We start from the raw sequence: 22,904 nt of genomic DNA on the forward strand, positions 1-22,904 counted from the left end.
TTCTTTGTCATTTGTCATTTGTCATTTGTCCTTTGTCAAAAGTCGGAAGCTAATGACCAATAAACTCTTGGAGAGGCTGCGCCAACGATTAGGCTTAGTACAAGTGACTAATGCCTAATGACTAATGACTAATGACTAATGACTAATAACTAATCTATTGAAAGTCCTTTTGAAGCTAGCCATTCCGAGTTGAATATCCGCGACTGATATCGAGAACCACTATCACACAAGATGGTGACAATGGTATGTCCTGGCCCCAACTGCTTCGCTAAGGCAACAGCTGCCCCAACATTAATACCCGTTGAGCCGCCCATTAACAATCCATCTTTCCTCAGCAGTTGGTAAACTACTCGCAAAGCTTCTTGGTCATCGATTTGAATGGCATCATCAGCAGGTGCGCCTTCCATATTGGCTGTGACACGACCGTTACCGATGCCTTCAGTGATGGAATTTCCTTCTATCTTGATTTCGCCAGTTTTGACATAGCTATAAAGTCCACTACCCAGCGGATCGGCTACAACACATTTAATTGCTGGATTTTGTTCTTTTAAGTACAATGCTACACCAGCATAAGTACCACCAGTACCAGTTGCAGTTGTCCATGCATCTATTTTACCATCTGTCTGCGTCCAAATTTCTGGCCCTGTAGTTTCGTAGTGGGCGAGGCGGTTGGCTAAATTATCAAACTGATTTGCCCAAATGGCATTTTCCAACTCAGCAGCTACTCTGCCCGATAGCTTGACGTAGTTGTTGGGGTCTTTGTAAGGTACGGCGGGGACGGGACGAACTTCTGCTCCTAATGCTGTCAGCGCGTCTATCTTTTCTTGTGACTGGGTATCGGGAATAATAATTAAACATTTGTAGCCTTTGGCGTTGCAAATATGTGCTAATCCAATGCCAGTATTACCAGCAGTTCCTTCTACAACCGTGCCACCAGGTTTAAGTAAACCTTTCTTTTGGGCATCTTCGATAATGTAAAGTGCGGCGCGGTCTTTGACGGAACCCCCAGGATTGAGAAATTCTGCTTTCGCAAGGATTTCACACCCTGTTTCTTCGCTAAAACTGTTTAAGCGAATTAAAGGGGTGTTGCCAACAGCGCCAACGAAGCCATTCTTTATATCCATTTTGACTGTACTTGTATGAGTCTTTATAAAAATCTTGGCTGATAGCTGTAGTATGATTTACAACTGATTTGCCTAAAATTCTATAATACTTACATTGGAGCGCTTGCCGTTGGTGTACTTCCCTCACTCCTAACTCCTGACTTATTTACTTTCCGTAGTAAACTCTGGCATTACGGTATCCGATATTTCGGATATATTTGTTCCATTCCTCAGCTTGGAATCGATTTTGGAAAGGCCCGACTGCTACGTGCGGGCCCCGTGGTTGCGTCCTTTCGAGGACTCCGCCAGATCGTCCTAAATCTTGGGTAAATTGGCTTAAATTCTGCCTAAGTTGTGCTGCGATCGCAGGTAATTGTTCGGAAGTGGTGGGAATGGCGACATAATATCTAGAGACTCGCCTATTAGCGTTTATATTATTGCGATCGTCTCTATAGTTGCCATTGTCTGCATTTATTTCTTGTCCGTTACCAAAGCTGATAATTCGGGCGTTATATATGCCTCGTGACTGTAGCTCATTCACCCGTTGTTGAGCGTTGGCGACTCTGTTAAAAACTCCTGACTGAATTACAGTCCGACCTTGAAACTGGCGAATGTAAGCACTAGGTTCAATCTGACGTATTGCTTGTAGTGTCTGGAAATCACTACCATCAACATAAACTAAATAGCGCTCAAAGTTCTGGTTATATTGACTAAACTGTGAAGGTTGAGAGGGCTGAAAATTCTGCTCAAATTGATTGTTTTGTACTGGTTGAGAAGGCTGAAAGTTTTGCTCAAATTGATTGTTCTGTATTGGTTGGGAAGGCTGAAAGTTCACTTCCGGTTGATTGAAGTCCTGTGCTTGAGCCGGTTGTAACTGCGGTGATGGCTGTTGACCAAAGGGAATTGGCGGTGGCGGTAAAATCTCACCATCTTGAGCCAGTAAGAGGTTGCTATTGGAAATTTGTGCTTGTGCTGGGGTAGAGTCGGGAATCAGTACTAACCATCCTCCCACTAACAAAAAGAGAACTGCCATAGTGGGCTTCCAACCCTGAGAACTTCGGCGCAACATCTGAAATGGGATCAATTGACTTGATATTCCTCTCGACATAATAGTTAGAAAGTAGTCACAGTATTTTTAGGTAATTTCATTTCCATCAAGAACTAATTAGTTCACCGTTGTAGCAACTATATAGCGTTAACGTAAAATTAGCTCATCTGCGTGGCAAAAAATACATCTGTAATTAATCTTAGATAAAGATGATGAAGGAGTGAATAGCGATTGCTAATTCAGTAACTCTAAAACTGAAGTGCTTTGCTAGCAAGGCTTTGAAGAGTATGTGCTACAATTGGACAACCACGCAGCTATCGTGTCGTGCTTTGTATGAAAAAAGTCGTCGTTGGTCTTTCTGGTGGCGTTGACAGTTCCACCGCCGCAGCTATCCTGCACCATCAGGGCTATGAAGTGATTGGTTTGACTCTTTGGCTAATGAAAGGCAAAGGTCAATGTTGCTCTGAAGGTATGATCGACGCGGCTGATATCTGTGAACAATTAGGCGTTCCCCATCAAGTTGTGGATATTCGAGATGTCTTTCAGACGCATATTGTCGATTACCTGGTGACTGGTTACAGTGCTGGGATTACGCCTTTGCCTTGCTCCCAGTGCAATAAAACGGTGAAGTTTGGGCCAATGGTGCAGTATGCTCGTGAAGAATTGGGGTGCGATCGCATTGCCACTGGTCATTATGCCCGAATTAGCTATGACGAAGCAACTAGACGTTACCAGTTATTAAGAGCTGTTGACCGCAACAAAGATCAGTCATACTTTCTCTATGATTTGTCTCAAGATTTACTTGCATCAACGATATTTCCTCTGGGCGAACTAGAAAAAACTGACACGCGCCGGATTGCAACTGAATACGGACTGAAAACTGCTGATAAACCAGAAAGTCAAGACTTATGCTTAGTTGAAAGTAACGGTTCTATGCGAGCATTTTTGGATAAATATTTAGCTCCCAAAACAGGCGATATTGTCGATGTTACAGGCAAAGTTTTGGGACAGCATGATGGCGTGCATCACTACACCATTGGGCAGCGCAAAGGCTTGGGGATTGCTGCTGCCGAACCGCTGTATGTGATTGAATTAGATGCGGCAAATAATAAAGTAGTAGTAGGCGATCGCACCAAGGTAACTCAGCCAGAATGCACTGTAAATCGGGTAAATTGGGTTTCCATTGCCGAACCATCCACTCCAATTCATGCCGAAGTGCAAATTCGTTATCGTTCAACGGCTACACCAGTGACAGTAATTCCGTTGGAAAACTTCCGTGTGCGTTTGGTGTTTGATGAACCCCAAATCAGTATCACCCCCGGACAAGCGGCGGTATGGTATGACGGCGAGAAAGTGTTAGGTGGCGGAATTATTGAACAGTTTAGTTAAGAATCACCCCTTTGTAGAGACGTCGATTTATCGCGTCTCTTCTCTTAACCGAACCGTCTTGGATAATACACCCTTTTCATCAACAAAACCATAATTTTCGTAATAATCGCCTTTTATAGAATTGCCAAAGGCTCAACCTGACTTCTCACCGTATTTGGAAAACCTCACTTCTATTTCTGTCTCCTAAAAGGTTAGGGTGTACGCACAGTGTATTATGGCGATCGCTTTCCGATTAACGATCTCAATCTACCCCCACGCTTGTCACCACGCCCAAATAATCCAGTAGAATTTTTGCATGGGTTGTTAGAAAGCATTGCCCGCATAGAAGCGCGAGGGTATGAATTATTACAAGAATGCGAGCAATTATTGGTGTGAGTTCTGAGAGATTAAGAGAAAAAGGTTTTTTAAGAAAGTTTGACCTGCGCGATCGAGATTATCATTTAGGGAAAAGGTGAGGCTGCGGACTCGGATTTGATCGCCTTTAACATCTAGTGGCTGTGTCAAGTCTTTGGGGTATATCAAAAAGGCTTCCTTGCATTTTGTTGTGTTGGCATAGCTGATCATTTGATGAATATCTGTATATCCTGCCACTTCTGGGGCTTTATACTTTGTATCCAAAACTGCTATTGTTTTGCCAGTAGCAGCATTACAGAGTAATATATCTATAATAAAGTGTCGGTTCTGACTAATTTCTATTGGATGTTGCTGTTTGAAAAAATAGCCTTGTGGCGTGTTTTTCTTAAGCCATTCTGCAACAAAAAGTTCATATAAATGTGCCATATCGACGAGAAAGGGTAGGCTTTTGTAATTTCCTTTTTCATGGCTGGGACTACTATTTTCTAAAAAGAATCGACATAAATTATGTAACAGTCGATAGTCTTCATTGAGGCGATTATACTGTCTGGCGATACAATCTTCTGCGCTACAAGGTTGCAGCGTTACTAATCCTTGTAGAGCGTGATAAGCTTTTCGTACTGTTGTTGATACTCTTTCTGAACATAAACTGCTACGACCAATGATATAAAGTGTCCATGCCAAGATTTGATTTTCTTTAACATCAGCCGTATGTTCTTCGTAATTGCATTTAAGTTTAACATTCCACGGCTTTTGAATTATCTGTTGCACATCTAGCCTTCCTCGCACATAAGAAAGCTGCTGTGTTTTAGGCAAGTAAGTACGATATAATCCTTTGCGACACCGTTCTAAAACTTTATCGGCTAATATCTGAGCCAGATTACTATAAAATTGCTCTAGAGATTCACAATCTATCAACCCTTCAAGAAAGCGAAACCCTTTTAAATTGTAGGCATATTCCAGCATCCCGAAGAGGTTGTGGATAGGCACTTTCGGATTTATTTTTAGATGAAATTCAGGAGTTACAGGAATGTAACCTACCCATCCTTTTGCTTTCAGTTTCCAACGATCTCTCGTTGTATAGGTAGGAAATTCTATATCTACTTGTGTTTTGTATTTTTCATATAACTCTACTGCGGCTGAATCGGGTATTTCATCACGCGGAAATAATTTATTTTCGTATTCTGTAATTTCAATAATTCTTAGTTGTGCTGGGCTGATATTCATAACTTAAGCTGATACCAACTTAAGGTGAGGCTGAATTTTCTCATAGCGAAACTCATCTACTTTTTCTAGCTGATTAAAAAAGTACTCTTCTAAATATGGCTCAATTTCCATACACCATATATCTTTTATATCTTTATCTAAATTATCTGTTAAAAAGAATGAAATACCAATTTCGTAGTTTTTATCTGCGATCGCCTGATTTAATTGCTCTAAAATGTTAATTAACCCCTCTACTGCAAAACCTGTTTTTAGGTGATAACGTCGCAGTACATCATAGTTTGGGCAAAGTTCGATAAATGCAAAGCGACGACGGAGTGCATGGTCTATATTTGCAATAGACCTATCTGCTGTATTCATCGTGCCAATAATACGGACATTTTTCGGGATGCGAAACCTGTTACCACCAGCTAGTGGAATTTCTTTGTCCCGATACTCAAGCAAGTACATTAATTCACCAAAAACCTGTGCAAGATTAGCACGGTTTATTTCATCGAGAATTAGAACACAAGTATCTTCACAAGACTCAGCTTTTTTACTAAATTCTAAAAATCTTCCTGGAAGCAGTGGATATGTTAATATTCCATTTTGGCTTTGAGGACGGATACCTTGAATGAAATCTTCATAAGAGTATGCTGGATGAAATTGCACTAGTTCTGAAAATCCGTCACCGCCTGCAATTAAATGTTTAGCAAGTTTTTCAGCTATGAAGGTTTTGCCTGTTCCAGGTGAACCATATAAAATTGATTGACCTTTACGATTAATTGTGCGTATCCAGCTTTTTAGTACTAGTTGGGAAACTCCAGTATCTTCAGTACATTGGTTTAAGCTATAAGGTTTATTTATATTTTGACTAACATCAGGTATTGCCTCCTTAGATACTGCTTGTAAAAATAATGGAAGATAGTTTTTAAACCATTCTTGAAATTTATTAATTAATTCTTCTTTAGATGAATTTAATATTTATTTTTCCTTAAAATAACAACTATCATCAATATATGGGAACTCAAATGCATTTATATCTTCAGCAATTCTATTTGCTATCATTACAGGATTGATTTCTACAATCTTTTTTGCAAGAAATGAACCTGCATTTGGGATTAATCTTATATCTATACCTGAATCAATTAACTCTATACTTACTAATGAAAATATATCTAAATACTTGTGTAGACGAAATTTACTAGGAGAAACTAATATATAAATATCTACTTCACTTAGCCCATTTTCTGTTCTTACATAAAAATTTTTGGCAGCAATTTCAGTTGGTATCTGCTGATATATGAAGTCGCAGAATTTAATAAATGGTCTTTTGACTGTGTTTAAAAAATCTTTATATTCTTGATAATTATATATATCATTATCATTGTGTTTGCTTTTGTATTGTTCGATTACTTTAAAGGTATTTTCATAGAAAAAGTTTTTTTCTTCGTGATTACTGTTCATAAAAAATTATATAACAAGTAAAGTTTTCCAATATTTTATATTAAAGTCATTTCAATGTACTTATTGAATAAATAAAACGCTAGCGTAAAAATACTTAGAGTTAATATATAGTTCTTTAGTAGCTTTGCAACAAACTTTCATTGGCGATATTAAACGATCGCAGTGATGCGAAAATAAGACCAAATTGTAGCTTGAAAGTAACCGGATACTGTGGCGCTATAGTGTAGAAGCTAATGACAGCAAGCGGAACACGGAGACAAAAAAGTGCAAATCACTAAGCGCAACGTTGAATTAAGAGTAGATGGCAGCTTAATGCGTGTTTATGTAGCGGCTCCCAAAGCAGCAGGAAAATACCCTGGTATTGTGTTCTACAGTGATATTTATCAGTTAGGCGATCCAATGATTCGTCTAGCTAACTACTTAGCAGGATACGGCTATGTAGTAGCAGCACCAGAAATTTTTCACCGAATAGAGCGAATTGGTTCAGTAATTGAGCCAGACGATATTGGAAAGATGCGGGGTAATGACGATGCGCGTCGAACCTCGGTAGCTGATTATGATGCCGATTGCCTTGCTGTAATTGAATTTCTGAAAACAGAGAGTGCGGTTTCTCCAAATCAAATAGGCACTCTTGGCTTCTGTATTGGTGGACATTTAGCTTTCCGCGCCGCATTTCAAAGCGAAATTCGGGCTTGTGTCTGCTGTTACCCTACTGGTATTCCCAGTGGTAAACTGGGTAAAGAGGTAGCCGATACAATCCAGAGGGTAAGTGAAATCAAAGGTGAGATGCTAATAGTGTTTGGTACACTTGACCCTCATATACCAGATAGCGATCGCCAAATCATAATAAAAGCAATTGAAAATGCTAACATACCTCACAAAGTTTTCTTGTATGAAGCAGAACATACATTCATGCGCGACGACGGTTATCGTTATGATTCTAGTGCTAGCACCGCAGCTTGGTCTGAAATAATAACTTTCTTGGGGCGCATATTTGCAGACTGAAAACTTATGTTATTGTTTTCTTCGCGTCAATTTTGAGTTGTTTGCAACGCTAACAAACCAGCACCGTAAGCAGGTTCATACCTCGGAAAAATTACGTTTACATTAGGAAATTTATTAACAAGAGACACGGCAAATTTTTCATGGATATTGCATCTACCGCGCCAGACACTTCCTGTTGTGACTACTTCTAAAACTGAGTCAGCACTAAAAATTGCATCAATTACTGTAGATGTAGCTTTTACTAACTCTTTTACAGCATCATCAATTATGATATTCGCTACTATATCACCTGACGCTGCTGCAAAATCTACAACTGGTGCTAAAGCTGCTATCTGTTTAACTCCCCATTCTCGCCGATATACTACTTCTATTAAATCTTCTATACTTTCCAAATCAAGATGCTGTTTGAAATCCTCTATCAAACTCGTTGATATTTCTCGTCCATCATAAGATTTTAATGCTGCATTCATGCCTGCGATCGCAATTTTATAAGCGCTACCTTCATCTCCTAAAATATACCCCCAGCCGCCGACTCGCTTAGTATGTCCTTCATGATTTCGTCCGAAAACTATCGAACCAGTACCGGCTGCAACTACAATTCCTACAGGCTGACCAATTCCACCTACTAAAGCAATTAAAGCATCGTTACAAATTACAATATTGATTGGCTGTAATGCCCAAGTAATAGGCAATTTGTTATTCTGTAACTCTTTAACTAAACCTTTTACTACTTTGATATCTGTTGCACGACCTACACCTGCTAAACCCAGACATATCGCGTCAATATTCACAGTATTTGTAATTATTGCTGCCTCAACCGCATTGTGAATTGCTAATTGAATAGATTGTAAAGTTGCTTCGATACCTATACTCTGATAGTTAGATGGGCCTGCTTCACCACGACCTAGCACCTGACGCAAATCATCCATCAAGACACAAATAGTCTTGCTACCGCCACCATCTATTCCTAAAACATAACTCATGGATTGCAATAATCTTAATTATTTTGACGCTTCGGTTCTTCTTTTAAAGGTATAAAAAATAGAGCAATCATTCCAGGAATGGTCAGCAAACAAATTAAGACAAAAAATAATGGATAGCCAAGTGCTTTTTGCAGATAACCACTAACTAATCCGGGTAACATCATTCCTAAAGCCATAATGCCAGTAGATATGGCAAAATGAGAAGTTTTATATTCGCCTTGGCAAATATACATTAAATAAACACTAAAAGCTGTAAATCCAAAACCATAGCCAAATTGCTCTAAGGAAACTAAGGGATATACTAATGTTAGTGAAGGCTTTGTGTAAGCCATATACACATAAAAAATATCAGGTAAATTCAATGCTAAAGCCATAGGGAATAAACATTTTTTTAATCCATATCTAGAAATTAGCAAGCCTCCTAAAACTCCTCCACAGATTAGGGATATTACCCCAAATGTTCCGTAGACTAATCCGACATCTGATGTTGATAACCCTAAACCGCCTACTTCTGGTTTGTCCAATAAAAACAAAGAGGCTATCTTCACAAGCATTGCTTCACCAAGTCTGTAAAGCAATATAAATACTAAAATGTTTATAATTTTATCTTGAGCAAAATATGAGCTAATGATTGACCAAAAAGGTATATTTTTCCTAGCTTCTATTTGTTGCTGATTCTCTGATTCAGGTAAAGGTAAAATTAGGCGATGGAAAATAAACAAGATTGCTAAAATTAAAGCCGAGAAACCAATAGTTATAGTCCAGCTTAAAGGAATGTTGTTCAGAGACACTTCAAGCTGACCTGCTAAGACTACTAATATTCCAGAGCCAAAAATGACAGCCATTCTATAAAACAGTGAGCGAATGCCAACAAAGAAAGCTTGTTGTTCTGGAGATAAAGCCAGCAGATAAAAGCCATCTGTGGCAATGTCATAAGTTGCAGAAATAAATGCTCCTACTGTTAATGTCGCAAGGGAGATGAAAAAGAAATTTGGCAGTTGCAAAGAGAAGGCTATCAAACCCAAACAAGCGAACATAGCAAATTGGGTATAAAGTATCCATTGACGTTTGGTAGAGTAAATATCGACAATTGGGCCCCAAAACATTTTGATGACCCAAGGTAAATAGAGAAAACTTGTCCATAAGGCAATTTGAGTATTATCTATTCCGAGTTTTTTGTAAAAGATTACGGAAACTGTATTGATAATGATGTAAGGTATGCCAGAGGCAAAGTAGAGAGTGGGTATGTATATCCAGGGCGAAGGGGTGGTAGTTTGAGGTTTCATATTTGCCTCTAATTATCGGTGTTATTAAAATTAGCATCCAATAGGACACCAATAGGATAAGTTATCTGTAATTTCCCCTTCAGAAAGGCGGATTCCTACACCTCCAGATATAAATTTGTCATTACCATTGTTATATAGCCAAGCTCCCCAAACTTGAGTCATTGGCTTGCCATCAATTTCTAATTTAGGAAATTCTAATAACTCTTGATAGACATAATTTTGTTGTGTATACCAAGGGTCATTATTACTACTACGCACAGAGATATTTCCGCAATTAACTGCAAATCCTCCTTCACCTTCTCTTCCTAAAATTGGTTTGGCAAAATATGAATTACCTATTGCTGTTGCACTCAGTGATGTTTTCGGAAAATATTCCCAAACTGTCCCAGCATCTTTGTTAGAAAAAAAATCATATCCCAAATCTGTAATTAGAGCAAATATACTTTTTGGTTGCAGTGCAAAGGCAGAACCAAAGTTCACAATCACAATTTTATTCTCAAAAATTAATTGCTCTAGAGCCGGCCATAATCTTTCACCTTTTTCATCAGTATCATGGATTAGCCATTCCACTGGATACCACATAAAAAGTATATCTATTGGTTTTTGTGTTCTCTGGTCAAATAGATACTCACCATCTTTGATGCCAAGATATTCTAATGGTAAAATGGCACTTTTGGACTCTAAGTAATTTCTTAGCCATCGCATAGTACCTAAATCTTCGGCATTATTCAAAGCTGTAAATGCTACGCGACAGTCTGTAACTGGTTTACCCAAATTTAATGCGGCTCTATTTACATGCTGATTAAGTGTTATTTTTAAGAGTTTTTGAGCATCTAAATCTGGTTCTTGCAATCCAAAATGTCTGGCGACTTTATTATTGCCATCCGTACACTCAAACCAAAAACTAGGAGTTTGGGGATTAGTTTCTACTACCTTTTTTATCCCTTTTTCTTGATTCCAGCACCAGTCAAGACGCATACAAAATGGTGCGAGAAAGTCATATTTAACTAACTTGATGGTAGCTTCCGGAAATCCATAGTAAAGTAGTGTATCCTCATCAAGAGTGCGGATAATTTCCCACGCTTGGGTTAAAACACTACCGACTAATTCCGATGCTTCCTGGATTTCTTGGATCGTCTGCGGTAAAACTTGATGGCAATAATAAAGAGCGTAAGGTGTTTCTTGGTCAGTTAGAGGTATACCTGTTCCTTCTTCAATAGGAGCAAAGTTGTACCAACCCATTTTCATCGACTGAAATAGATGCTTTCGTTGAGGACTGTTAAAAATATTCATAATTCTCTTATCCACCCGCATGACCACCGCGACCGAAACTACCAAAACCACTACGGCCCTTGGCAGAACCTCTGGAAGTTCCGGCCTCCGATGAATCACCAAAACCGGATCTTCTAATGCTACTCCCACCAGAGTAACCACTCGATCTACCGCTACTATTAGATGAGGGAGAACAGTTATTAGCTTGTTCATTTGGCGACGTTGTGGAGTTGCAATCTGACTGTCTTGCTTCTGGGGTTGTCGCACAAGAAGCAAGTAGCGATACAGTCATAACGAACACTATGAGTTGAAATAAACCTGGTTTCAATTTCATGAGTCTTTCTGGATGAATATACAGATGTCAGCTACGAAATTTATGCAAGATAACTACAAGGGTCAAAAATAGATTTCGCATTTCCAGATAGATTTTTTAAGGGGTATATCCACGATTTCGAGAATTGCTAAACAAACCCTCTCCAACCCTGTGGCAAAATTTATTAGAGTCCTTCCATAGTTAGTTTGCCCCGCATGACCGCAACTATTCCCAATCTCCCCAGTCTTTACGACCCTTTTTCCACTGAAGCCAAGTGGCAAAAATTCTGGGAAGACAACCAAGTTTACAAAGCTGACCCCAACAAAGGCGGCGAACCCTACTGCATCGTCATTCCACCGCCGAATGTCACTGGCAGCTTACACATGGGTCACGCTTTTGAAAGTTCCTTGATAGATACCCTCGTGCGCTACCACCGGATGCAGGGGCGCAATACCCTGTGGCTACCCGGAACTGACCACGCCAGCATAGCTGTGCATACTATGCTGGAAAAGCAACTCAAAACAGAGGGTAAGACTCGCTACGAATTGGGGCGCGAGAAATTCCTAGAACGCGCTTGGCAATGGAAAGCGGAGTCTGAGGGAACGATTCTGAATCAGCTACGCCGCTTGGGTGTCTCGGTGGACTGGTCACGGGAAAGGTTTACTCTGGATGAGGGTTTATCCAAAGCTGTTGTGGAAGCATTTACTCGCCTTTACGAGGAAGGCTTAATTTATCGTGGTGAATATTTAGTTAACTGGTGTCCCGCTTCTGGGTCGGCGGTGTCTGATGTGGAAGTAGAAAATCAAGAGGTGAATGGAAATCTCTGGCACTTCCGCTATCCCCTCACCGATGGTTCCGGTTTTGTAGAGGTGGCGACAACTCGACCAGAAACGATGCTGGGTGATACGGCTGTAGCGGTTAATCCCAATGACGATCGCTACAAACATCTCATTGGCAAAACTCTCACTCTGCCCATTCTACAACGAGAAATTCCGATCATTGGCGATGAATATGTTGACCCCACTTTTGGCACAGGTTGCGTGAAGATAACTCCCGCCCATGACCCGAACGATTTTGAGATGGGTAAGCGTCACAATCTGCCGTTCATTAACATTATGAATAAAGACGGCACTCTCAACGCCAACGCTGAGGAATTTCAAGGACAAGACCGCTTTGTCGCTAGAAAAAATGTGGTTTCTCGCCTAGAAGCAGATGGCTTTTTGGTGAAGATCGAAGATTATAAGCATACCGTTCCCTACAGCGATCGCGGTAAAGTACCTATTGAACCCCTCCTCTCGACTCAGTGGTTCGTCAAAATTCGCCCGCTAGCTGACCAAACTCTCGAATTCCTCGACCAGCAAACTTCTCCAGAGTTTGTTCCTCAACGCTGGACAAAGGTCTATCGTGATTGGCTAGTAAAACTCACTGATTGGTGTATTTCTCGTCAATTATGGTGGGGACACCAAATTCCGGCTTGGTACGCTGTCAGTGAAACGGATGGACAAATTACCGATAACACGCCGTTTGTAGTAGCGAAATCGGAAACCGAAGCTTGGGAAAAAGCTAAATCACAATTTGGCGAAAATGTCAAGTTAGAACAAGACCCAGATGTGCTAGATACTTGGTTTTCTTCTGGACTCTGGCCATTTTCGACTTTGGGCTGGCCGGAACAAACTCAAGATTTAGCAACTTACTACCCGACTACCACTTTGGTAACAGGCTTTGATATCATCTTTTTCTGGGTAGCCAGAATGACAATGATGGCTGGGCATTTTACGCAGCAAATGCCTTTCCAAACGGTTTACATCCACGGCTTAGTGCTGGATGAAAAAGGTCAGAAGATGTCAAAGACCAAAGGTAATGGTATTGACCCGTTGTTATTAATTGACAAGTATGGTACTGATGCCCTGCGGTATACCTTAATTAGAGAAGTGGCTGGTGCTGGTCAAGATATCCGCTTAGAATACGATCGCAAAAAGGATGAATCGGCATCGGTTGAGGCATCGCGCAACTTTGCAAATAAGTTGTGGAATGCTGCCCGGTTTGTGATGATGAATTTGGATGGACAAACGCCGCAACAATTGGGAAATCCAGTAGCCACCGAATTGAGCGATCGCTGGATTATCTCGCGATATCATCAAGTTGTCAAAGAAACCACCAATTACATTGATAATTACGGTTTAGGGGAAGCTGCAAAAGGACTCTACGAGTTTATTTGGGGTAATTTCTGCGATCAATATATTGAACTAGTGAAATCGAGATTGCAAGCAGATGCCGATCCAGTATCGCGGCGGGTAGCACAACAAACCCTCGGCTACATACTAGAAGGAATTATGAAACTGCTTCATCCCTTCATGCCTCATATTACCGAAGAAATCTGGCAGACTCTCACTCAACAACCAGCAGATTCACCGCAAACTTTACCATTACAAATCTATCCTCAGATAGATGTAAACTTGATTGATTCAGCTTTAGAAGAACAGTTTGAATTACTGATTGCTACTATCCGCACAATTCGGAATTTGCGGGCGGAAGCGGATATTAAACCAGGCGTAAAAGTAACAGCGAATTTGCAAACTGAAAGCCAAAAAGAGCGGGAAATTCTCACTGCTGGACAGTCTTATATTAAAGATTTGGCGAAGGTTGAGACTTTAACCATCGCTGACAAGCAAGAAAACCAAACTGTTGCTGCGAAAAAACCTCAGAGGGGTTTGAAGACAATTGGCTTAATTATTGTGGCCATTGTCTTTGGTAGATTGGGTTTAGCTGTGGGGAATGCCATTGATGAAATTCCCATCGTTGGAACTTTCTTTGAACTAGTTGGTTTTGGTTACACAGCGTGGTTTGTTAGCCAAAATTTACTCACTGCTCAAGCTAGACAAAAGTTATGGAGAGAGTTGTTTCCGCAGAAAGAATTAGAACAACCACAAGAACCAGAAAATGCGATCGCAGGTGTAATTGGTACAATACAAGTGCTAATTCCTCTAAGCGGTGTGGTAGATATTGAAGCTGTGCGTGCCAAGCTAGAAAAAAGCTTGAGTAAAGCTGAAGCAGAAGTTCAATCCTTGAGTACCAGATTAAACAATCCTAGTTTCGTAGATAAAGCTAGACCCGACGTGGTACAGGGGGCGCGTGACGCCTTAGCAGAAGCACAGAAGCAAGCAGAAATTTTGCGCGATCGCCTCAAGGGGTTATCGTAGGCATAGTCTGCGTGGCTTAGGATAACTGTAATGGGTAATGGAAGTGTTAATAATTCCCAATTACCCATTACCAATTAACAAGATCCAAATATCCATTCTGGCACTTATTTTTTTATTAAATTTTTTTGAATTTTGAATTTTGAATTTTGAATTGGAGCGAAGCGACCCTCATGCTATATCTAGCCCAGGTGCGTAAAAATGATTTTTTAGACCAGCACCAGTTACGCTTGTTGGCGCGTCAAGAAGCTGATAACTTGTGGGCGATAATTCCCGAAGAAGCTTTCATTCTGCTGGGAAAGGGAAAGATCATGAGTGAGAACTTGCTTGTTCTAGTAGAACTTTCCCCTACAGGCGACATTGAAAGACTAGAAGACGCCACCAACTGGGTACTCCACCTGGTACAAAACTACCTCACCATCGGCATTACCCCGGAATTTTTGCAGCACGAAGCCGAACGAGCAGAACATTGGCGACAATCTCTAACATTACAAAATCAAGACTTAGCGCGGCGTTCCTTAGAGTTGGAAGCTAGACGCGAACAAATTCAAGCCTTAGAAGAAAGCCTCAAACGCGAGAAAAATGGTTATCCCCAAGAAGAAAGTTAAAAATTTGCAGTTGTGTTGCGCTCAAGTGTGTATTTATGACAAATTACCCAGCAAGAGTTGATCTGTCTCTTACTGGGTAATTTACTAATGCTAGCTATAGTTAGCTATAGTTAGCTTTAGTTAAGCAATCACAGTAATATTTGTACTACTAAGCAGTGCTTTATTCGATAACTGGGCTATTTGAACTTGCGCTGTACCACCCAATCCATCTTTATCAAAGAATAGATTACCCGTACTTTGATTGTAGATGAAGCGATCGCTTGCAGCTGTTGCCATCGTACCAAGTCGGAATAAGCCCGAATCGAGTGTCGTATCCTGAGATTGGGTTAGCCCGAATTCCGCCTTAGAAATGAAGATAGTATCATCTCCAACAGTAAAATCAGTAATAGTATCATAGCCTCCAGTGCGGGTATCAGTCAGATATAAGCTATCTTGTCCAGCTCCACCAGTCAGCGTATCTTTACCAATTCCACCAAAGAGGCTATCGTTTCCTGCGCCACCTAATAAGCTGTCATTACTTGAACCACCAAAGAGGTTATCATTACCATCTCCTCCTGATAACGTATTAGCACCAGTATTTCCAATCAGGATGTTATTAAGACCGTTACCAGTAGCAGTGATTGCCCCAGTTCCAATCAGAGTCAAATTCTCTAGGTTATCTCCCAAGACCCAATTTACCGAAGAGTTAACTAAATCTGTGCCTGCATTTAAGCCTTCAACAATAATATCGCTAATATTGTCTACGATATAAGTGTCATTGCCGACTCCACCATTGAGACTATCAATTCCTGTACCTCCATCCAAGATGTCATCGCCTGTACCACCCAACAAGGTGTCATTGCCTGAGCTACCAAAAAGGCTATCGTTACCATCTCCTCCGCTCAAGGTGTTCGCAGCAGCATTTCCGACCAGGATATTATCAAGGCTGTTACCAGTACCAATTGTCGCGCTTCCAGTCAGGGTCAAGTTCTCAAAGTTCTCTCCTAATACCCAATTCACAGCAGACTTGACTAAATCTGTGCCTGAATTTAAGCCTTCGGTAATAATATCGCTAACATTGTCTACAGTGTAGATGTCATTACCGGCTCCACCATTGAGAGTATCAATCCCTGCACCTCCATCCAAAGTATCATCGCCTGCACCGCCTAACAAACTGTCATTACCTGAACTACCAAAGAGGCTATCGTTACCATCTCCTCCGCTCAACTTATTAGCACCAGTATTTCCAATCAGGATGTTATTAAGGCTGTTACCAGTACCATCTATTGCTCCGGTTCCAGTCAGGGTCAAGTTTTCCACGTTATCTGCTAACACAAAACTCACCGAAGACTTAACTAAATCTATGCCTGCATTCAAGCCTTCAGTAATAGAATCGTTCAGGTTATCTACAGTATAAATGTCATTGCCGGCTCCACCATCAAAACTGTCAGTTCCTAAACCTCCATCCAAGGTGTCATTACCTGCACCGCCCAATAATGTGTCATTGCCTGAGCTACCAAAGAGACTATCGTTACCATCTCCTCCGCTCAACTTATTAGCACCAGTATTTCCAATCAGGATGTTATTAAGGCTGTTACCAGTACCATCTATTGCTCCGGTTCCAGTCAGGGTCAAGTTCTCCACGTTATCTGCTAACACAAAACTCACCGAAGACTTAACTAAATCTGTGCCTGCATTTAAGCCTTCAGTAATCGTATCACCGAGGTTGTCTACGATATAAGTGTCATTGCCGACTCCACCATTAAGACTATCAGCTCCTGTACCTCCATCCAAGATGTCGTTGCCTACACCGCCCAATAATGTGTCATTGCCTGCATCACCTAATAAGGTGTCATTGCCAACTTCTCCGCTCAAGATGTTAGCACTAGTATTTCCGGTCAGAATATTATTAAGGCTGTTACCAGTACCATTTATTGCGTCGGTTCCAATCAGAGTTAAGTTTTCCAGGTTAACTCCCAACACCCAACTCACCGAAGACTTGACTAAATCTGTGCCCGCATTTAAGCCTTCAGTAATGGTGTCGTCGATGCTGTCCACAATATAAGTATCATTGCCTTTACCACCGATGAGGCTATCAGTTCCTGTACCACCATCTAAGGAATCATTGCCATCACCGCCATCAAGTGTGTCACTATCACCTAATCCTTGGAGCGTGTCATTGCCTAGCAATCCTGAGATGCTATCGCTGTTCACTGTACCAGTCAGCTTATCTGCACCTGAAGTGCCATTAATCGGAGGGGTGATTTCACTAATGGTCAAGTTAACAGTAGCAGTGCTACTGCCTCCATGCCCATCACTTATGGTGTAAGTAAAGCCGTCAGAGCCATAATAGTTTTGGCCAGGCGTATAAGTGTAAGTACCGTTGTTGTTGTTAACTAAGCTTCCTTGGCTGGGTTGGGTGAAGCCAGTAATGCTCAATACGTCACTGACATCAACATCTGTATCATTGCTTAACAGATTAGTAGCGCTAATGATAACGGGTGTGTTTTTGTTTGTGGTGATTTTGTCGTTAACAGCAATGGGAGCATCATTCACCGCCGTAATATTAATATTGCGGGTAACTGTGGCACTATTAGCAGTCCCATCATTGATGACAAAGCTGACGGTACGAGGTGTAGTACTGGGATTGTCGCTACTGTTGGTATAAGTAATAGATTGCAGTGCGGTTTGATAATTAGCAACGGTGGCACTGCCAGTTAAGGTTAAAACACCTGTGGTGCTGTTGTAGCTGCCCGTAATCCCATTTTGGTTAGTGAAGGCGAGGATGTCTTCAGCAGAGACAAAACCACTGGTAATCTTGACGGTGGCACTAGCTAGGTTGGAGGAGTCTGTGTCACTGACGGTGATACCTGAGTCGATAGCTGTAGTGGCGTTCTCAGTGTATGCCAGGGCAGAGTTGGTGGCAGTAGCAACAGGTGCATCATTCACTGCCGTAATATTAATATTCCGGGTAACGGCAGTACTATTAGCAGTCCCATCATTAACTATAAAGCTGATGGTACGAGGTGTAGTACTGGGGTTATCACTGTTATTGGTATAAGTAATGGAACGTAGTGCGGTTTGATAATTAGCAACGGTGGAACTGCCGATTAAGGTTAAAACACCTGTGCTGCTGTTGTAGTTGCCGATAATCCCATTTTGGTTGGTGAAAGCGAGGATGTCTTCGCCAGAGGCAAAACCAGTGGTAATGCTGACGGTGGCACTAGCCAGGTTGGGGGAGTCTACATCGCTGACGGTAATGCCTGAGTCAAGTACTGTAGTTGCGCTCTCGGTATATGATAAGGCAGAACTCGTGGCAGTAGCGATGGCTACATCATTTACTGACGTAATATTAATATTCCGAGTAACGGCAGTACTATTAGCAGTCCCATCATTAACTATAAAGCTGATGGTACGAGGTGTAGTACTGGGGTTATCACTGTTATTGGTATAAGTAATGGAACGCAGTGCGGTTTGATAGTTAGCAATGCTGGCACTGCCGATTAAGGTTAAGACTCCTGTACTGCTGTTGTAGCTGCCGGTAATCCCATTTTGGTTGGTGAAGGCAAGGATGTCTTCAGCAGAGACAAAACCACTGGTAATCCTGACGGTGGCACTAGCCAGATTGGGGGAGTCTGTGTCGCTGACAGTGATGCCTGAGTCGATGGCTGTAGTCGCGTTCTCAACGTATGTCAGGGCAGAGGCAGAACCAGAAGTGATTGTCGGAGGAACCCCCCTGTTATTGTTTAGTTGTGCATATATCCCCAATCCAGACCCATCTTGACCTGAACTTTGCCAGGAAATAACAAAGTCCCCAGTGCCATCCATCGCTACTGCGGGGTTATTTTGAGAGTTATTGGTGTAGGTATTGACCTGGAATTCGCCCCCAACAGCTACCCCAGAAGTGTTGTAGCGTTGGGCATATATGCCATCCATAGAGCCATCCTGACTATCACTAGTCCAGGAAATGATAAAGCCCCCATATGCATCCATCGCTACTGTGGAGTTTAATTGATTGCCAGTGGTAGTGGTATTGACTTTAAATTCGCCCCCAACAGCTACCCCAGAAGTGTTGTAGCGTTGGGCATATATGCCATAGCCAGACCCGTCCTGACCATAGCTTTGCCAGGAAATGACAAAGTCCCCCGCTCCATCCATCGCTACCGTGGGGTTACTTTGAAAGCTCTCGGTATGGCTATTGACCAGAAATTCACTTCCTTGAGGAATTCCAGCACTACTGTAGCGTTGGGCATATATACCCAAGTAAGACCCGTCTTGATAATAGCTTTGCCAGGAAATAACAAAGTCCCCAGTGGCATCCATCGCTACTGTGGGATTATATTGAGAGTAGTTGGTGGAAGTATTGACCTGAAATTCGTTCCCAATAGCTACTCCAGCACTACTGTAGCGTTGGGCATATACCCCAAAGCCAGACCCGTCCTGACCACTGCTTTGCCATGAAATGACAAAGTTCCCATTGGCATCCATCGCTAATGTGGGGTTAGACTGATCGTTGTTGGTAGAGATATTGACCTGAAATTCGCCCCCAATAGCTACCCCAGCACTACTGTAGCGTTGGGCATATATCCCCAAGCCAGAACCATCTTGACCTGAACTTTGCCAGGAGATAACAAAGTCCCCATTTGTATCTATCGCTACTGTGGGGTTAGATTGATCGTTGTTGGTGGATGTATTGACCTGAAATTCGCTCCCAATAGCTTCCCCAGCATTGTTGTAGCGTTGAGCATATATCCCTAAGCCAGACCCATCTTGACCTGAACTTTGCCAGGAGATAATAAAATCTCCGTTTGAATCTATTGCTACTGTGGAATTAGATTGATTATTGTTGGTGTAAGTATTGGCTTTAAATTCAGTCATGAAAAAACCTCTGAAAAAACTAAAAATTTGATTTCAACAATTACGGTCTGATTAAACTAGATTCTTTAGTCATTAGGAATCACTGCACTCGGTCGCAGCCAATAATTCAACTCTGGTGCAGTAAATGCTTGGCGGATTTCTTTTCGTTCCTGATTCAAAACCATCAGACGCTGTACACCAGCAAGAAACTGTACATCATAAAGTTCTTGACAGCCTGCGGTGAACTTCAGCATTCCCACCTGTTGCCCATTTCGTAAATCCACGACTGCCACACCACAGAGCAACTTCTCAAACCGTTGGGTTATGGGCAACCCTCCGAAAATATGCCGTTCCCGAATCTGGCATAGTCCGACTAGGGCGTAATATCCTACGCAGCACAACCCCCGCAGAAATCCAGGGAGTACACAAACTACTTGTTGGTCTCCTGATTCTGGATGAATGCGCCAAATTTCTCCTGCGCCAGAGTTGAGTAACCACAAAAACCCGTCATGCCAAATTGGAGAATGGGGCATTGATAATCCATTTACAATAATTTCATTGCTCTCTACTTCTACTACGACTCCACCGTTGGCTTTGCCCGACCGCCATCCTCCGACGGTATCTGTCGCACCGAGGGCAGTCACATACTTGGGTTTGCCATCCACCATCGCTAATCCATTCAGGTGACATCGGTCTTCTGGCACTACTTCAGAAATAAATTTCGGATGCCAGCGCGGTACAAAGCTAAAGTCTGGACTCAAAGCAGAAAGACACGAAAAGCGAGTGTTGACGATCCACAGCCCTTCTCTGCCAAATTCCAGGTCGTGAATATTAAGGTCGCCTGTAAAATATGTCATCCGTGGCAGATAAAGGGCATCGTAGCGTCCGGGCTGGTCTTCTAAAAACTCATAAGCTAAGGCGGGGGCATTGGCTAATAAACAGACTTCGTGATGGGTAGCCAGCGCCAGTCGTGAACCATTCACTGCCAATCCCATTGGTTTAGAAAATTGGCGTAACAGCATGGTTATCTGTTCCCCATTCCAGCCTACTAGTGCCAGTTTTCCAGCTTGGTAGGTGGTGATGGCAATTGAACCTCCGGTTTGACTTAGCCAAGAGATAAATCCCCCATCGGCATCACATTGAATTAAGTTATTCTCTTCTGGCGCAGTAGTAGGAAAAGTGGACAACATAAATAAGTTGAATTAAATTTCAAATTTTGTTGAAGAACTTTAGACTTAGTTAAATACAAAACATACTCAGTGGCTCTAGCCCTTAAAATTGAGTGGTTAATTACCAACTACGAACCTCGAAAATTACTGGCACAAAGCACTAGTACAGCATGGCGTAAAGCCAGCTATCACCTTAATTAAGCAGACAAGTTGCTCAAAGCAGCTGGTTAAAGGTGAACAAATTTATGCCAAAGTGTACTAGTAGTTCATGTCATTAATTTTGATGAGTTGTGAAAGTTTGTAGTTAGGGCTAATACCCTTGAAATTGACTGATAAATCGTTCACTACGAAACTCTCAGAATTGATGACACAGACCACTAAGCGTGCCATCATTGTCAATAAACAAGCTTGTACCAGAAACAGTACCTAAAGGAATCGACTCCAGAAAATAGGTCGCGCCGCCATAAAGCTGCACTGGATCTAACTTTGCAGATATTTTGAACTTAGTTTTTTATAATGTCCTAGCGGTAAATATTGTTTGGTAATCTACTGTTATAATAAAGACTTTTTTATTTAAAAATAAACTGTATATATACTGAATGTAAAAATTAGTTAAAACTTCAATCATTTAAAAACTCGATCGACAAGTTTTGTTACTATAACGGCAAATTACGTTGTTAGGGTAGAGAAAATGCGTAGATGTAGCCCGTCGTATACATCGCCATCCTTCGTATTAAATATTTAGCCTAAATACGTATAACTATACGATTTTTCACTCGAAATCAGTAGAGGTAAAAGTAGCAAGGTTGACATAGGGTACCTTGCAATTCCTGAAATTCCTGCTAAAAAAGGATTATAAAAATAAAATTACTATTTGACTCACAATTATCTAAAAAAGCTTTTTTAGTGTGCCATTTAAAATTTACGACGAAAGTAGGATGAGACAACAAGAGTGTGGTGTGACAGTATGGTTCACTGGTTTGAGTGGTGCAGGTAAAACTACTATCTGTCAATTCGTGGAGAAAGAACTGCGGATACAGGGATACAGAGTTGAAGTTCTAGACGGTGATGCGGTACGTCAAAACCTATGCAAAGGATTGGGTTTCAGTAAAGAGGATCGAAAAGAGAATATTCGTCGCATTGGCTTTGTAGCTCAACTTCTTGCCAGAAATAATGTCATTGTATTGGTTTCGGCAATTTCACCGTATCGCGAAATTCGGGAAGAAGTGCGCCAAATGACTCCATTTTTCATTGAAGTTTACGTCAACGCATCATTGGCAGTTTGTGAACAGCGAGACGTAAAAGGGTTATATAAAAAAGCAAGAGCAGGAGAAATTAAGCACTTTACTGGTATTGACGATCCTTATGAAATACCACTCTGCCCTGAAGTCGAATGTAAAACTAACCACGAAAGCGTTGCTCAAAGTGCAACTAAGGTCTTAGAAAAGCTAGAAGAGTTGGGTTATATAGTTGCTAAAGCATCGATTCAGTAATCAAAAACCTAATCCCCCAGCCCCCTTCCCTACTAGCGTTGGGAGAGCTAAACTCCCCTCTCCTTGTAGGAGCTACGGTGTACACACAAGTCAAATTATCCCCCTTAATTCCCCCGATGTATTTTCTCGTTCCCAGTCGGAGACTGGGAATGGCTTATTAGAGGCTCTGCCTCCAGCC

The 22,904-nt window shown here is 41.5% G+C and carries 16 protein-coding genes and 1 pseudogene; 6 read left to right on the forward strand and 11 right to left on the reverse strand.

The annotated features are described in order from the left end of the window. Positions 1–149: 149 nt before the first annotated feature. Positions 150–1,124, reverse strand: coding sequence for a cysteine synthase A (locus RM368_RS16405; RefSeq protein ID WP_322695034.1), 975 nt, complete (start codon positions 1,122–1,124; stop codon positions 150–152). 145 nt (positions 1,125–1,269) lie between these two features. Beyond that, positions 1,270–2,136 (reverse strand): hypothetical protein, encoded by an 867-nt coding sequence (locus RM368_RS16410; protein ID WP_322695035.1) that lies wholly within the window; start codon positions 2,134–2,136, stop codon positions 1,270–1,272. Between the two features lie 348 nt (positions 2,137–2,484). Here RM368_RS16410 and mnmA point away from each other — a divergent pair, with 348 nt between their 5' ends. Both mnmA and RM368_RS16420 read left to right on the forward strand, forming a co-directional pair. After that, on the forward strand, positions 2,485–3,540 hold the full coding sequence (gene mnmA, locus RM368_RS16415) for a tRNA 2-thiouridine(34) synthase MnmA (protein WP_322695036.1): 1,056 nt from the start codon (positions 2,485–2,487) through the stop codon (positions 3,538–3,540). Between the two features lie 216 nt (positions 3,541–3,756). Continuing rightward, positions 3,757–3,894, forward strand: a pseudogene (locus tag RM368_RS16420) (carbohydrate kinase); the annotation flags it as partial. Positions 3,895–3,903: 9 nt separating this feature from the next. Here RM368_RS16420 and RM368_RS16425 read toward each other — a convergent pair. From RM368_RS16425 to RM368_RS16435, 3 genes are read right to left on the reverse strand one after another with little or no spacing between them, the layout of a single operon-like run. After that, positions 3,904–5,121: an McrC family protein gene (locus tag RM368_RS16425; RefSeq protein WP_322695037.1), complete on the reverse strand. Its 1,218-nt coding sequence runs from the start codon at positions 5,119–5,121 to the stop codon at positions 3,904–3,906. Positions 5,122–5,124: 3 nt separating this feature from the next. Continuing rightward, positions 5,125–6,081, reverse strand: a complete 957-nt coding sequence (locus RM368_RS16430; protein WP_322695050.1) for an McrB family protein — start codon at positions 6,079–6,081, stop codon at positions 5,125–5,127. After that, positions 6,082–6,564, reverse strand: coding sequence for a hypothetical protein (locus RM368_RS16435; protein ID WP_322695038.1), 483 nt, complete (start codon positions 6,562–6,564; stop codon positions 6,082–6,084). Positions 6,565–6,828: 264 nt separating this feature from the next. Between RM368_RS16435 and RM368_RS16440 the strand changes: the two genes are divergently transcribed. Continuing rightward, positions 6,829–7,569: a dienelactone hydrolase family protein gene (locus tag RM368_RS16440; protein ID WP_322695039.1), complete on the forward strand. Its 741-nt coding sequence runs from the start codon at positions 6,829–6,831 to the stop codon at positions 7,567–7,569. A 26-nt stretch (positions 7,570–7,595) separates the two neighbouring features. On the opposite strand, the gene RM368_RS16445 is transcribed toward RM368_RS16440, so the two are convergent. Genes RM368_RS16445 through RM368_RS16460 form a run of 4 tightly spaced genes read right to left on the reverse strand, consistent with a single transcriptional unit; the run spans position 7,596 to position 11,444 of the window. Further along, entirely contained in the window at positions 7,596–8,552 is a 957-nt protein-coding gene (locus RM368_RS16445; protein ID WP_322695040.1) for an N-acetylglucosamine kinase, read from the reverse strand. Between the two features lie 14 nt (positions 8,553–8,566). Further along, positions 8,567–9,838: an MFS transporter gene (locus tag RM368_RS16450; protein ID WP_322695041.1), complete on the reverse strand. Its 1,272-nt coding sequence runs from the start codon at positions 9,836–9,838 to the stop codon at positions 8,567–8,569. A 30-nt stretch (positions 9,839–9,868) separates the two neighbouring features. After that, entirely contained in the window at positions 9,869–11,131 is a 1,263-nt protein-coding gene (locus RM368_RS16455) for a glutathionylspermidine synthase family protein (protein WP_322695042.1), read from the reverse strand. A 7-nt stretch (positions 11,132–11,138) separates the two neighbouring features. Next, positions 11,139–11,444, reverse strand: a complete 306-nt coding sequence (locus RM368_RS16460) for a hypothetical protein (protein ID WP_322695043.1) — start codon at positions 11,442–11,444, stop codon at positions 11,139–11,141. Between the two features lie 194 nt (positions 11,445–11,638). Between RM368_RS16460 and RM368_RS16465 the strand changes: the two genes are divergently transcribed. Together RM368_RS16465 and RM368_RS16470 are read left to right on the forward strand one after the other, a co-directional pair. Further along, positions 11,639–14,623 carry a valine--tRNA ligase gene (locus RM368_RS16465; protein ID WP_322695044.1) on the forward strand — a complete coding sequence of 995 codons (2,985 nt, stop codon included), beginning with the start codon at positions 11,639–11,641 and terminating at the stop codon, positions 14,621–14,623. Positions 14,624–14,793: 170 nt separating this feature from the next. Then, a complete protein-coding gene (locus RM368_RS16470) occupies positions 14,794–15,228 on the forward strand; it encodes a hypothetical protein (protein WP_322680011.1) in 435 nt (144 codons plus the stop codon). A gap of 120 nt (positions 15,229–15,348) precedes the next feature. Here the strand turns inward: RM368_RS16470 and RM368_RS16475 are convergent, their stop codons facing one another. Together RM368_RS16475 and RM368_RS16480 are read right to left on the reverse strand one after the other, a co-directional pair. Then, positions 15,349–20,085 (reverse strand): beta strand repeat-containing protein, encoded by a 4,737-nt coding sequence (locus RM368_RS16475; protein WP_322695045.1) that lies wholly within the window; start codon positions 20,083–20,085, stop codon positions 15,349–15,351. Between the two features lie 65 nt (positions 20,086–20,150). Then, positions 20,151–21,254 carry a TIGR03032 family protein gene (locus RM368_RS16480; protein ID WP_322695046.1) on the reverse strand — a complete coding sequence of 368 codons (1,104 nt, stop codon included), beginning with the start codon at positions 21,252–21,254 and terminating at the stop codon, positions 20,151–20,153. 899 nt (positions 21,255–22,153) lie between these two features. Between RM368_RS16480 and cysC the strand changes: the two genes are divergently transcribed. Continuing rightward, a complete protein-coding gene (gene cysC / locus RM368_RS16485; protein WP_322695051.1) occupies positions 22,154–22,726 on the forward strand; it encodes an adenylyl-sulfate kinase in 573 nt (190 codons plus the stop codon). Positions 22,727–22,904: the final 178 nt, after the last annotated feature.

It is taken from the genome of Nostoc sp. DedSLP03, from assembly GCF_034530815.1.
Taxonomy (GTDB): Bacteria; Cyanobacteriota; Cyanobacteriia; order Cyanobacteriales; family Nostocaceae; genus Nostoc.